Source organism: Trichocoleus sp. FACHB-262 (assembly GCF_014696035.1).
Lineage (GTDB): Bacteria > Cyanobacteriota > Cyanobacteriia > FACHB-46 > FACHB-46 > Trichocoleus.
Genome location: NZ_JACJPK010000066.1, coordinates 26,329 through 39,690, shown reverse-complemented (window position 1 = coordinate 39,690; position 13,362 = coordinate 26,329). Strand labels below are relative to the sequence as shown.

The 13,362-nt window shown below is 48.7% G+C and carries 14 protein-coding genes; 4 read left to right on the top strand and 10 right to left on the bottom strand.

Annotated features, from left to right (window positions below):
- The first annotated feature begins 188 nt into the window (after positions 1–188).
- Both H6F68_RS13045 and H6F68_RS13040 read left to right on the top strand, forming a co-directional pair.
- Positions 189–833 (top strand): AAA family ATPase, encoded by a 645-nt coding sequence (locus tag H6F68_RS13045; RefSeq protein WP_190559598.1) that lies wholly within the window; start codon positions 189–191, stop codon positions 831–833.
- Positions 826–1,773: a ParB/RepB/Spo0J family partition protein gene (locus tag H6F68_RS13040; protein WP_313930112.1), complete on the top strand. Its 948-nt coding sequence runs from the start codon at positions 826–828 to the stop codon at positions 1,771–1,773. Before H6F68_RS13045 ends, H6F68_RS13040 begins: the two co-directional genes overlap by 8 nt.
- A 9-nt stretch (positions 1,774–1,782) precedes the next feature.
- On the opposite strand, the gene H6F68_RS29035 is transcribed toward H6F68_RS13040, so the two are convergent.
- A complete protein-coding gene (locus tag H6F68_RS29035) occupies positions 1,783–3,354 on the bottom strand; it encodes a type I restriction-modification enzyme R subunit C-terminal domain-containing protein (RefSeq protein WP_242065489.1) in 1,572 nt (523 codons plus the stop codon).
- A gap of 159 nt (positions 3,355–3,513) precedes the next feature.
- Positions 3,514–5,181 carry a DEAD/DEAH box helicase family protein gene (locus H6F68_RS29030; protein WP_242065488.1) on the bottom strand — a complete coding sequence of 556 codons (1,668 nt, stop codon included), beginning with the start codon at positions 5,179–5,181 and terminating at the stop codon, positions 3,514–3,516.
- Positions 5,182–5,476: 295 nt separating this feature from the next.
- Here H6F68_RS29030 and H6F68_RS13030 point away from each other — a divergent pair, with 295 nt between their 5' ends.
- Both H6F68_RS13030 and H6F68_RS13025 read left to right on the top strand, forming a co-directional pair.
- Entirely contained in the window at positions 5,477–5,656 is a 180-nt protein-coding gene (locus tag H6F68_RS13030; RefSeq protein WP_206755522.1) for a hypothetical protein, read from the top strand.
- Between the two features lie 41 nt (positions 5,657–5,697).
- Positions 5,698–6,642: a hypothetical protein gene (locus tag H6F68_RS13025; protein ID WP_190559594.1), complete on the top strand. Its 945-nt coding sequence runs from the start codon at positions 5,698–5,700 to the stop codon at positions 6,640–6,642.
- Positions 6,643–6,693: 51 nt separating this feature from the next.
- Here the strand turns inward: H6F68_RS13025 and H6F68_RS13020 are convergent, their stop codons facing one another.
- The 8 genes from H6F68_RS13020 to H6F68_RS29370 all read right to left on the bottom strand — a co-directional run bounded on the left by H6F68_RS13020 (position 6,694) and on the right by H6F68_RS29370 (position 13,361).
- Entirely contained in the window at positions 6,694–7,308 is a 615-nt protein-coding gene (locus H6F68_RS13020; protein WP_199300064.1) for a hypothetical protein, read from the bottom strand.
- A 243-nt stretch (positions 7,309–7,551) separates the two neighbouring features.
- Complete coding sequence (locus tag H6F68_RS13015; RefSeq protein ID WP_190559590.1) at positions 7,552–8,370, bottom strand: pentapeptide repeat-containing protein; 819 nt, start codon at positions 8,368–8,370, stop codon at positions 7,552–7,554.
- Positions 8,363–8,896, bottom strand: a complete 534-nt coding sequence (locus H6F68_RS13010; RefSeq protein WP_190559588.1) for a hypothetical protein — start codon at positions 8,894–8,896, stop codon at positions 8,363–8,365. The genes H6F68_RS13015 and H6F68_RS13010 overlap by 8 nt, the downstream gene beginning before the upstream one ends.
- A gap of 433 nt (positions 8,897–9,329) precedes the next feature.
- Entirely contained in the window at positions 9,330–9,893 is a 564-nt protein-coding gene (locus H6F68_RS13005) for a Uma2 family endonuclease (protein WP_190559586.1), read from the bottom strand.
- A 70-nt stretch (positions 9,894–9,963) separates the two neighbouring features.
- Positions 9,964–11,190: a restriction endonuclease subunit S gene (locus H6F68_RS13000; protein WP_190559584.1), complete on the bottom strand. Its 1,227-nt coding sequence runs from the start codon at positions 11,188–11,190 to the stop codon at positions 9,964–9,966.
- Between the two features lie 83 nt (positions 11,191–11,273).
- Positions 11,274–11,843 (bottom strand): Uma2 family endonuclease, encoded by a 570-nt coding sequence (locus tag H6F68_RS12995; protein WP_190559582.1) that lies wholly within the window; start codon positions 11,841–11,843, stop codon positions 11,274–11,276.
- Between the two features lie 40 nt (positions 11,844–11,883).
- Entirely contained in the window at positions 11,884–12,429 is a 546-nt protein-coding gene (locus H6F68_RS29375; protein WP_277876061.1) for a class I SAM-dependent DNA methyltransferase, read from the bottom strand.
- Positions 12,430–12,473: 44 nt separating this feature from the next.
- Complete coding sequence (locus H6F68_RS29370; RefSeq protein WP_277876060.1) at positions 12,474–13,361, bottom strand: class I SAM-dependent DNA methyltransferase; 888 nt, start codon at positions 13,359–13,361, stop codon at positions 12,474–12,476.
- Position 13,362: the final 1 nt, after the last annotated feature.

Here is a 13,362-nt window from a genome sequence, read left to right as displayed (position 1 = left end):
TGATGAGTTTGTTTACAGCTGAGCTCGAAAGAGACCATCTCTAAAAGGAGCGTTTCTGAGAGAAGGTGACAGTAGTTTTAGCTTTGATTCTTGTTTAATGGCTCAATGTGCCTAAGGATGAATGGTAACGTTACCATTCATCTATACGACTTGGCATAAGCTTGGTCTGATAAGTTCTTGGGTTACTCATGCCAATTGTTGCAGTTGTAAATCAAAAAGGGGGGGCTGGCAAGTCCACTGTCTCAGTTCATCTAGCTCGTTGGTTGCTTAAGCTGAGTCAATCAGTTGTAGTTGTGGATGCAGATGCTCAGCAGTCGTCCTCCAAATGGTTGTCACGCTTAGACCAAACTATTCCTTGCCAAGTTGTTCACAGCCCAGATGAGCTTTTAGATGAAATGCCTAAGTTAGCTGAGTCCTATACTTGGGTGCTTGTTGATGGGCCAGCAGCTTTATCAGAAACGACAAGAGCAACCGTTTTGAGTGCTGACTTGGCAATTATCCCCTGTCAGCCAACTGGAGTTGATTTAGAAAGCGCCTCTGATACGGTGCGTTTAGTTCAGCAAGCTCAACGCATTCGTCGGGGAGATCCGAAAGCAGTTATTTTTGTGAATCGCGCTATCAAGGGAACGAAGCTTAAAGATGAAGCTATCGAGGTATTACGGTTATTCCCAGGTGTAACGGTATTAGATAAAGTGATTCATCAGCGACAAATTATTGCTGACTGTTTTGGGCAAAACTCTACCGTCTTCGATTTACCAGGAAGTCCAGCTGGAATTGCAAGGCGGGAGATGGAGGAATTATTTAAGCAGGCATTGGAGGGAATCAGTGGCTAAACCTCGGCAATCCTTAACCCAATCAATTGGTGATTCAGTCGTTAAAAAGTTTATTGCTGACCCTGATTCTATTCAGACTGAGCTGTCTTCACAATCTGTCTCTACCAAGAGTATTAAGCTACCGAAGCAGCAACCCCGGCGTTACTTTGACTCTAGCAAAATGGCGCAGCTTGTTCAATCTGTGCAAGAGCATGGAATTTTGGAGCCACTACTAGTCCGTCCAATTCCTACTGGAGGTTATGAACTGGTAGCTGGGGAGCGACGGCTACGAGCAGCACAAGTCGCGAAGCTGCAAGAAGTTCCTATTGTGGTCCGGGAATTAGATGATCGGCAAGCACTTCAAGTCTCTTTGTTGGAAAACCTGCAACGTGAAGATTTAAACCCAGTTGAAGAAACTGAAGGAATCTTGCAGCTGTTGGTGATCGCCCTAGATACTGCTCCTCAAGAAATAATCTCTTTACTTCATCAGTCATACAACGCTAAACAGCGAGGGAAAGAGTTGAATGATAACGTTACCATTCAACTGAAAAAGGTCGAGGACACCTTAGCAGTGGTTGGACGATTGAATGCTGAATCCTTCCGGTCTAACCGACTGCCACTCCTCAACCTACCGCCTAATATTCTGGAAGTGCTGCGCCAAGGCAAGCTTGAATACACGAAAGCAAGGGCGATCGCGAAGCTCAAAGATGAGCAGCAGCGGCAACTCCTTTTGCAGGAAGCGGTTGGTCAGAACTTGTCGCTAGCGCAGATCAAGGAACGACTGAAGGAATTAACTCAGGCAGTGTCTAGTGAGCCTACAGTTAGCGATCGCCTTGCTAGCGTATCTAAACGGCTGAAGGGCAAAAAATTACCAGACTCTCGGAAGCAGAAACGTCTGGAGAAGCTACTTCAAGAATTGGAATCACTGGTTGAGGATTCATTCGAGAGCAATGAGTCTTAAGACAATAGCTTATGCTGCTCCAAATTTCATGCCAACGTTGCGATTAAACGAGTCAACGAGCGCAATGATTTGGTCAGCATCATTATCCCTAAAAACACCATCTAATCCCTCGTGGTGGACTTCGGTAAAAGGTGGCTCGTAGAGCAATCCTGGGTCCATGATGCCGTTTTGAGTGAGGTAATCAATGATGGTTTCCACAAAACGAATTTGATTTGCATTAAAGTGAGCGCTCTCAAGATACTGACTAAATGCCTGCTTAGCAGCATTGCGATCGAGCCCTACCAGTTTGCGAATGAAGAGCTGGAGGCTAAGGGTTTTGCCATAAACCTGTTCAAAGCGATCGCGATTTTCAATTGCTTCTGAATCGAAAAGCATTGCTTCTAGAGCAGCTAAATCTTCTGCGGTCAGCGGCAGGTTACGCTTGAGCTTGGCGATCGCGATGTGGTTTTCATTGTCTCGAATGTAGGCTTCGACTTTCTTACGGTACTGGTAAGGGCTAAAGCCAGTTTGTTGAATAGGCACATCGACTTCCTCAAGTATGCCCAACTCATCAGTAAAGTCGGTGTAGACGATACGTTGCTCCTGAGCATCGATGAATTTGGCGAGATCACGAAGCTGCCGTCTGATCTGCTCAATGTCTTCAGGTGTGATATCAATCCACCAAGCTTCTGATTGAACTTCCTCAATCAAAGAAAGATTGGCTTTAATCATCGGGACAGTCGGTTTAGATTCTAGTTGATGTAAGACATCCCGGAACTGATCACGCAGCTTCGTGAAATTCTTAGACTGTTTCACAATCGCGAGCTGAAGTTTGAGACAGAGCAAATCAAAACGTTTGATAAGTTGCTTTTCACTGGGTAGGCCGTTGGGCAGTTTGGAGAGTGAGCCAACGATCGCTTCTATATCAAGCTCGCTCAAATGCTCCCAGCGATTGCGATCGCTCAGTTCTTCTACTTTCTGCAAGTGACGGCGCACCAGGAAGTTATCACGCTCCATTGAGGCGACATGGCGATGCAGGTCATCTAATAGAGATTTTTGTAATTCAGTTTGCTCAGGTTTGGCAGTGGATTGGCGACGGAGCCGCTGACTTAGTTCTAGACGAGCTTTGACCAGATGAGTCGTCAAAGATTCTGTCGGCTTAGGGTCAGATTCGTTGAGTTCTTGCCTGAAAAACTCAAAGTTACTGCACAGGTCAAAAATCAGAAACTCAGCTTTGTCTTCACCAGGAGCAAAGAGATTGGGGCAGAGGCGTGTGCCACGACCAATCATTTGATTAAACTTGACCCGCGAGTAAACGGGCTTAAAGAAAACGAGGTTAACAACCTCAGGCACATCAACACCCGTGTCAAGCATATCGACTGAAACAGCGATGGTTGGCTCCTGCTTAGAATCCGAGAAGTTATCTAACAGGTTTTGAGCATAGAAGACATCACTATGAATCGCTTGAGCAAACTTACCTTGGTAGTGGGGATAGTTTTTGTCAAATCTCCCCACAATGTACTCCGCGTGTTCCTGAGTACGAGCAAAGATGATAGTTTTGCCTAGGCGATCGCCCCCTTCTACCTTCAGACCCTTTTCCATAATCAGCTCTAAGGCTTGATCGATCGTGTTGTCGTTGAACAGCCATTGATTTAGACCAGAGGCGTTGATTTGAGGAGGTAAAGAACCGTCTTCTTCGTCTTGGAATTTCTCTTCGTATTCTTCCTGCTCAGCAGATGGGAGATCGGCATAGTGAATGCCTTACTGCATGAACTTGAAAGGAACTTTGATACCTCTTGGCGGCACTAAATAGCGATCGCTAATCGCATCACTGAGTTCATAGGCAAAGGTGGGAACGCCAGATTCTAACTCAAAAATGCGATAGGTATCTCGATGCACTTCAGCCCGTGGGGTGGCGGTCAGGCCTACTAAGAGCGAGTCAAAGTACTCGAATAGAAAGCGGTATTTTTTGTAGATCGAGCGGTGAGCTTCATCCACAATGACTAAATCGAAGTGGCCAGGGCCGAAGATCCGCTGTCCCTCTGCACTGCGGTGAATGCGGTTGAACATGGTGGGGTAAGTGGAGAGCACCACGTTAGCGGTCTCAGCATCACCGCCTGTGCTCAGGTCAATAGCGGTCGCGGTGGGTAAGTGGCTCTTGAAGGCTCTGAGCGCTTGAGTCAGCAAAGCATTGCGATCGGCAAGGAAGAGGACTCGTTTAACCCAATTGGCCCGCATTAGTACATCGATTAAAGCGATCGCGGTTCGGGTTTTGCCTGTACCTGTAGCCATCACCAACAAAGCTTTACGGCCATTCTTGTCATCAAAGGTTTCAGTGATGCGGCGAATGGCTTCGGTTTGATAGCTGCGTTCGACGATAGCAGGGTTAACCAGCAACCGATGCAGCGGTTTGCGATTGCTGTGGCGGAAGATCAGCCGCTCTAATTCATCTCTTTTCAGGAAACCTTGAATCTCACAGGGTGGGTAATTGGTGTCATCCCAAATCCAAGTGGTGTAGCCGTTGCTGTAGAAGATGACAGGACGCTGTCCAAAGCGTTGCTCTAAGCAGTCGGCGTAAAGTTTGGCTTGGTGCTTGCCTTCTGCTGGGCTTTTGCGGGTACGTTTAGCTTCAACCAAAGCGAGCGGTTTGCCATCATTGCCCCAAAGCACGTAGTCTACTCGTCCTTTCCCGCTGTCGGTGGGCATTCCCTGAACTTCATACTCAGTCCAATTGGGTTGCTCAATGTTCCACCCTGCTTCTTTGAGCAAGACATCGATCAGGTAGCGACGAGTTTCGGCTTCGTTGTAGTTGTGGGGGTCGGGAACTGCTTCATTGTGCTGTTTGAGCGCTGCAAGCTCGGCTTTGAGTGCTGCTAGTTCTTGCTCAGTTTGCTGCTGTCGGGCTTCGGCAATCCGACGCATTTCGTCAACTTGAGAGAGCTGAGTCTCTAGGTTTTGGAGTTGTTGCCTTGAAAGGTCGGGTTGGCTAGCAGCACTCGGCTGAGGGATTAGGTTGCGATCGAAGGTGACGGAGGGGTGATTTTTGGCATTGGGGGAATAGGAGCGTGAGAGCCAGTAAAGAAAGTGAAAGAGCTCTTCAACCAGTCGCAGCGCATCTTTTTCAGTAATCAGGGTGGCGGCATGAACTGCTGTATTGCCCATTTTCTGAATGGCACGGACTTTAGGAAACAACCCTGGCTTGAGGTTGTCTTGGAAAGTGGGCTCGTGAATCAGTGCGCCTAAACTTTCGTCGTAGGGGAGCTGTAGGTAGGGGTCGTTCTCATAAAGCCAGTGAACGGCTTGCTCTAGGGTGAAGCGGGCATAGAAGCAACTGGCACGAGGGGCGGCGTAAACCAAGCTTTCGGCATGAGCGGCGTGTTCAAACAGAGTGGGGTAGCGGCTATGCAGAAAGTCAAAGTTGGATGCCATCTACAACTTCACAAATAAACTTATGGTATAAAATTCCCAATTCTTTCGTAGAAACCAGAATTTTAATGGGGTCGCTATGAATGATTCATCATCTCTTCACTTTCCAATTACGTACTTGCGGGTAACTGACAGTATCGAAACCGACACAACTATCTACTGATGCCATAGCAGTTTGTCTTAGAGTTTAAAGGCATTAGATTTCACGGTGTTCAGTGAAATGATCAAAAATACCCTGGTTAGTAGCCTGGCACTGCTTGTTAGTTGTGCAGTTCCAGCCGGAGCATTTTATCTAGCATTGCAGACTGCGCCATTCTTCGGCGGGGCTGCTTTCACAACCGCTTTAGTCTCTCTAGGAGGCTTGATTGGGTTACCGGGGCTGATTGGCGGGCTATTGGGACTGCTTGTCTTACAAGTCGTAGCTTATCTTGTCGCTTTCATCTTGTTGCAAGTTTGGCTAGCCTGGATTCCCGTTTAGTGGTGCCCCTTCTGAAAGAACTGTCAGTATCTATCTAAGCAATGGGAGACGATGTGATGTGGCAGTGGCTGAACTCTTGGCGACGTGCGATCAACAGAGGCAAACCTGCGGTTGAGGAAGCACCCCCACCGACTACCTTGCCTCACCCTGCCCCTCGAACAGCGGTGGCCCCTGCCTTAGCGCATCCACTTGCCGTTGATTTGCCCGAATCTAACTTGTTTTATCGCTCGATTGAGGGCAAGGTCATCTGCCGCTCGATTGCTTCAGGCAACATTGTGTGGGAATCCCAAGATGATGGGTACCCTTTGTGCGTCACTGATGACATCCTGTGGGTGGTGCAAGGTGACACGATTGCAGCGTATGTCACTATAAACGGGCGACTTTTGATGCGATCGCCAGCGTTGTGGCTGTCTGGCACAGTGACTCATATGCTGTGTGATCTCTCTCAACAAACCCTGCGTATCTATTCCAGACATTCTCCTACACGGCCCAATCGTGGAATACAAGAGCCCCTTCCTCCACCCGCTGAGAGTGAAGCAGCGTATGATATTAATCTGATCACAGGAGAGGTAATTTCTTTATACCAAGTCACCATACATCACAAATCTGAATTACAGCTTTTGGATAGAAACGGCGCTTTTGAGCCTAGGTATGACATTGTGCCCAGAATACCTAAAGAGTCGTTCAGCAAAATAGAAAGTCAGTCGGTTGATGAGCAACGCCGACGCTTTAAGGAACTTCGTGATGAGCAATGCCAACGCTTTGAGGAACTTTGTAGCGAGAGGCAAAAGGCATATGATCGTCGACCTGGGCAAACCGCTGAAAAAGCTCAGTTGAAGGAAACTTCAGTCGTCATTTGCACGTACAAGACTGATCAGGGCTTCACCTCCAGGACCATATTAAGTGTCTTTCCTAACCAAACGCCTGATGCGGAACAGTGGGGGGCACTCTTAAAGGAAGTTCATGAAGGACCACTGCCTTGCTGAGGCTGATTCTGTATCGTCACTGCTCAGCAGTCAACGGTTCGGCTGCTATACCTAAAACTCATACTGGCGGCTGAAATGCTGCTTGATCCACTTCTGAATCGGAGATCTTGGATTTACTAGGTCGTGTTCCCTATCCTCAGACAAGATCATCTCGCGAAGCTCAGACATTTGGGCCGAACGATCATGCTCCTCGACCAGCCGACCAGAGTCAAATACCATCTCGTGAACTTCGCGAAATTTGTATGCCCGTTGGTACCCCCCATGAACGTACATGTCCTGGATGAAGTCTTTCCCGAGTAACAGACCGCCGGTGAACGGAATTAGCTCCCGGATGCCATCGACCTTAAAGTCCGAAGACTCGTGGTTCGGCATCCACTTGAGCTTGGGCAGCGGGTATCGACTCGGAACCTTACCGAACAGTTTTGGCCCCTCACCCCGAACAGCGGTGGCTTCGTCCTCATTCCCGAGACCGATGTAGAGTGTAGTGAGAAACAGCGCGTTGTCTGCGACCTCGTAGATACAGAAAAAGCCCCGCCAGCAGGCGGTAGAGATCGCCACCGGCTTGATACCATGCTGTGCAGGATCGAACAGACCGACCCCTCTGATGCCGACAAGGGAGTAGGGCTGGTTGCGATAGTCAAACGAATCACTGATCTGCCCTGTCACCCGCAATGCCCTCCGCTGTCAAACTATTACTAGAAGGAATAATTCTGCATAATAGACTCTTCTAGGTAGATCGCTGAAATACTCAGCCTATCTTTACAGGAAATACATTTGAATTTTTCAGCATCAAGGGCCACAGGTAGCGAAGCTGCATCCAATCGCCCCGCGATCGCTTTTCCCTATCTGTGGAGGCCCAAACGACATATTCGCAGAGGCTCATCTAGGAACTAGTACCCGAACCTCCGATCAATCCTCAAGAGGAATATCGAAAATGGCTCCTCGTCTCTTTAAATCAGCAATCTGAGAACTTGATAAACCCGTACAGCCAATCATAAGTGCCCCCTCAACATTAGCTCCGTCAAGCACGACTCCAGTGAGGTTGGCTCTGTACAAGTTTGCTCCAAGTCCGATAGCACGAATGCATTCCGATCTGTGATCCGAGGTGGGGTAGGGGGGATCCCAACGCATGTAGACGCCGTTGCGTTCGAGGGCGCGAATTTCGTCCAAGTCGTCCAAACCAAGGGCGAGGTTGATGACACTGTCGAGGACACTGTCGAGGACGAGGGCGAGGTCGCTGTCGAGGGCACGGGTGCATTCGAGGGCAACGGCAAAGGCGAGGGCTCGTTCGACGGCGAGAGGGTCGGCGTAGGAGTCGATGGCGAAGTAGCTGGTGCTGGGGAAGCCGGAGGTCATGTCGTCGGCGAAGTCGCGGGCGAGGGTGTGGGCGCGTTCGATGGCGAGGTCGCGGGCGTTGATGATTAGGTGATTGATTTCTTTAAGACGCGCTAGATAGCTGAAAGGTAAAACACCTAGATCGGCATTTGTAAGGTTTGCTCCTTGCAACTTAGCAAATGCAAGGTCAGCACCACGCAAGTCTGTCCCAGTGAAATTTGCACCCGCTAAATATTCTGGAGAGAAATCAGTGTCAGATAAGTCAGCTCCGACAAAATCCTGCGTTGGGTCTAATCCCAACATCTTAGCTAGCTTGACAAACTCGCTCGTTTCAGCATCAAGGACATCACCAATTGCTTGCTCTAGTTGTTCAAAGGAAGTAAGGTCAGCCATGCTCCCACCTCTCCTGACAAAGAGGGGCAGATTCAACCATTGGTTTGATATATCGAAGAGCGATCGCTCGTTTAATCACAGCAAGCTTATTGCGATGAATCTTTTCAACTTTCCTTCGTGCCCAGTAGTGATGAACATCCTCTTGCTCAATTCGCCTCCAGGTGATCTGAACATCCTCACCTCGAACCATAAAATCAGCAGTTATTTCACAAGGAAGCTCATCAACTTGAAGAGTACCCAATAGTATTTCTGTGAGCATTCCTTCTAAAATTGGGCGATCGCCGTAAGCTTCAAAAATCCAGGCAGGTTTGTCTTCAGAGCCTATCTTCTCAACCTGAATAACTTCTACGGTAGTCTTCTCAGTTGAGCCTTCAGTTGCTTGCGTTCCAATACTAGGAGCATTCGATGCTGCGCTTGCCTGAATTGCAGAGGATTTAGTCTTTTGCGTTTCTACCGTGATCGATGCCTTAAATGGTTCTAAAAGGGTTGTCTTTTCTAATAGCAATTTGCAATTTTGAAGGGTCAATCGAAGCTGTCCCCGCTTTATGCCAACGGTTGCTCGTCCTCCTGGTAGCCCTAACCGAGTGCCACCTGGCACTACTATTTCCTGCTCACCACTAAAGCTGATGGTAAGACTGAGATCAAATTCTTTTGGATGAGCTGTTACCTGTGTCTTGTTTAATTTCAGTAACAAGGCCTTGGGGTCTTCAGATTTTGCCTGAAGGTGGAGTTTCATCGCTACGCAATCAGGAAACTTACTCTCTACTTGAGGCTCTGGGCTGACATTCATCAGGGCAAAAGTTTGAGCACTATTCTGCTCTATTCTGGCACTCTACCTCATTTTGTCGAGAGGAGGGCTACGGTGAGGCGATCGCTCAAAAACGGGACAGTTTAATTCATTAAGCATAAAACCAAACTAATTGCTAAAAGGCAATCATGGCGAGGTTTGGAGGTCAAGATTACGGTTCTAAAGAAACACCTTCGTAAATCTGATCAATCGCGCACTCAAACTCTAGGCTTTCTAAAATCAGGGTTTCGCCAGTGGTGTAAGGGTGGTAGAGCCACATGCGACCTTCACCCCGACGGTAGCGCTCGATGCTAATTTTTTCGGAGTCGATCAGGATGTATTCTTGCAGGCTGTTGAGGTTGCGGTAGTTTTTGAATTTGTCGCCTCGGTCATTGGCTGCGGTGCTGGGGGAAAGTACTTCAACAATGACGCAAGGATCTTGAATGAGTTGACGCGCTTGCAAATCTCGATCGCTGCATGTAACCACCAAATCGGGGTAGTAGTAGATGCTGCTGCTCACTTGCACTTTGACATCAGCCACGGTTGCAACACAGCCACGTTGCCGCAAGTGAGGCCGTAGGGCGCTGTAGAGGTTGAGGGCTAGCAGGTTATGGGCAATGCTGCCGCCTGTCATGGCGATGATCGCCCCGTTCACGTACTCATGGCGAGTTTCTTGCTGAGTTTCCCAAGCAAGATATTCTTCAGCGGTGAGGTGGGGCTGGGGTGAGGCAATCATGATTTAACCTCAAAGCTAGACTACTGCCCTTGATTCTAGAGTAGAGCTTGCTGTTAGGAACCATAACACCTTAGATTTCACCGCAAAAGACGCGCTGATGAATAGAGCTGAAGAGATTTCTAGATGAATCAACACTCTGTTTATATCGAGCTAAAGCATTGGTCTGACACGCAAAAAGCTCTTCATACTCCTGTTGTTTTTGAATAGGTGGAAGCAGAATACGCAAGCTTTTAACATCATCAAAGTTAAGACCTGCTTTTACACCTTCTCTGTTAAGTTTTTCAAATTGCAATTGCCCAGCTTGCGAAGATAGAAAAGCAGCAAGATAGGTAGGGGAAATCCGCCTTTGATCCACCCGAAGTAAGGCTAAGTGTTGATTAATATAACTGGGTTTCAATCCTCTTGGAATAACCGCAGTCCTGCCCAAGTCGGCTGTAATACTAAGCAAAACGTCTCCTTCTTGAACTAAGGTGCGCCGCGCTTCAGCAGAATTGGGAGGATTAACGTAGGCTATATCATCTAACAAAAGCCTTCCATTTTTCACGTTTTGAATGCGAAGGAATAAATCACCTTCTGAAGCATAAAACTTAGCCCAACCCCGAGAACCACTAGTTAAGAATGTCAAGAGTTTACCGAGGTTTATGACCTCCCAATGTTTGGAATTATTAAGAGGATTGCCGAACATCTCTATGAAAGCCGATCGCAAGAGTTCTTCTGTAAAGGCGATCGCCTCTTGTCGCTTCCGTCGAACAGCATCAGCGCGATCAAGTATGGTAGCAATCCGACCCTGTTCTTTTAATGGAGGTAGCAAAACTGGAAATGACCGTAACTGGGTCATGTTAATAGAAGCAATACCAGTTGTTTGTTTGGCGCATTTAAAGAAGTATTTTTGTGCTTGTTTAGAGCCAAGAAAAGCCTCTAGGTATTGAGGATCTAGCATTTCGGGTTTTGGTCGAACTCGGAAAATGTGATTTTGATGGAGACAGAGACCCACATCACCTTTCCAAACTGCTCCTCTGCCCAGCTTGTCTGGATCTCCACCCTCAGTCATGACGACATCACCTGGCTGAAGTCGATACTTATCAACTTCTTCGACAGGAACTTCGATTTCCTTAACTTCTTTGAGATCAAGCCAACCAGCTTGAACATTCGCTACTCGTAGGTATGGCACCCAAGTTGTAGCCCTACCTGCAAGCTTCCTGCCTTTGGTAACACCAGACGCAATGTTAGCTACATCTTCCAGCTTTAGAAGAGACCAACCACTAGGAATTTCAGAAGCAAGAATACTCTGAACCATCCTTACAACACCCCCAAAACACTTGAAGCTGATTGAATTCCAGTTCCTAGCGATCGCCTTTTGTAGCCTACAAACATCAATTTTTATCGTCCCTGCAAAACCTGCGAAGTTGTAAGATTTAGAGTCCCGAATAGCGGTGAGGCGATCGGGCTATCGGCTTCATAGACCTGCTCCTCATATAGCCCTTCCACCCACTCCAACACCGTCACCCTTTGCTGCATCGGGTCAACAATCCAATACTCCACGATCCCTCGCGCTGCATACTCCGATCGCTTATAACGATAATCCCGCTTTTCCTGACCTGGACTCACCACCTCAACCACCAGCAGCGGTGGTGGCATTTCTGGCATCACCGTTGAGCGGCTAGCCCCCTCTAATGCCATTGCCAACTCATCAGACAACACCATCAAATCAGGAAACCGTGTCGTCGCCCGTGACCCGCTGACTGCAATCTCGGTTTTCATCGTCAGCCGATAAGCCGGAACACCCTGTTGCAAGAAATAAGCGAGCAAAAACATCGCAATCCGACGGTTCAGTTCGCTCTCTGGCGGCATCTCGACCAACTCCCCATTCACCAACTCATAAACCTTTTCCGTACCGTCGTCGTAGTTGAGGTACTCCTCCAGCGTCATCTTCTGAGTTGTCACAGTCATGATCGCCTAGCCTCCAGCAAGCCCAATTCAGCTATATGGTTCATCCTAGCAACCGCTCCAGTTCATCCAAATCCGCCCGAATCTCGTCTTCGAGCGATCGCAGCTTTTGCAAAATCACCTTCGGCGGTTCGTACTCTACCTCCTCATACTCCACTTCCTTGTAGCGGTTGATTGAGAGGTCGTAGTTATTCGCAGCAATCTCGGCCTTGGGCACAAAGAAAGCCTTGCTCGTGCGGTCAGTCTCCTGCTCAGGGTTGCGAGTTTGCCAACACCGCAACAAATCCGGGATGTCGTTCTGCTCCACAGGCTGCCGCTTGTCATCCAACGACAAGCCATCTGCATCCATGTCATAGAACCAAACGTGATCCGTTCCGCCTGCGCCCGTCTTCGTAAAAATCAGAATCGCCGTCGATACCCCCGCATAGGGCTTAAACACCCCCGACGGCATCGAGATCACCCCATCCAGCTTGTGATTCTCTACCAACAACGTGCGGATGTCTTTGTGCGCCTTCGACGAGCCAAACAGCACCCCATCAGGCACGATCACCGCTGCCCGTCCACCAATCTTCAGCAGCCGCAGAAACAACGCAACAAACAGCAGCTCAGTCTTGGTGGTCTTAATAATCTTGGTCAGGTCTTCGCGATCGTTGACTGCTCAATCGATCCCTTAAACGGTGGGTTCGCCAGAATCAGCGTAAACGCCTCCTCAATCCCAGCATGATCCTCCGAAAGTGAATCTCGCGCTTCAATTTTCGGGTCTTCGATCCCGTGCAGCATCAAGTTCATACTGCCAATCCGCAACATCGTCGCGTCGAAGTCGAACCCGTGAAACATTTCTGCATCGAAGTGGTCACGGTTCCCTGGCCCATTCAAAATCAGATTGCCAGCGCTGTCCTTCTGCTCCCGCACGTACTCCGCTGCCGCCACCAGAAAGCCTGCCGTCCCACAAGCAGGGTCGCAAATAATTTCCCTTGGCCCTGGAGCCATCAGCTCCACCATCATCTTGATAATGTGCCGAGGCGTGCGAAACTGCCCATTCGTCCCTGCCGTGCTCAGCTTCGACAGCATGTACTCGTACAGGTCGCCCTTCGTGTCCCGATCCTCCATAGGGATCTGGTCGATTTGGCCCACCACATTCGCCAGCAGCGCCGGGTTAGCAATCAGAAACATCGCGTCCTTCATGTGGCGAGTGTAGGCATTCGCAGCCAACGGCCCACCCAAATTCTTGATGAACGGAAACGTCTCATCCCGCACCAGCTTCAGCATTTCCTCAGCATCCGTCAGGTTCTTGAAGTGCGACCAACGACAATGTTGCTGCTCAACCGAAAAAATGGGATCTTGCACAGGACGATTCAACCGCTGAGCCTTCCGCTCTTTCGCCAGCTCCAGGTCATCCAGCCGTTTGATAAACAGCAAGTAAGAAATCTGCTCGATCACCGACAGCGGGTTACTAATCCCGTTATTCCAAAACGTCGTCCAAAGGCGATCGACCTTAGACTTCAACTCACCCGTAATCATC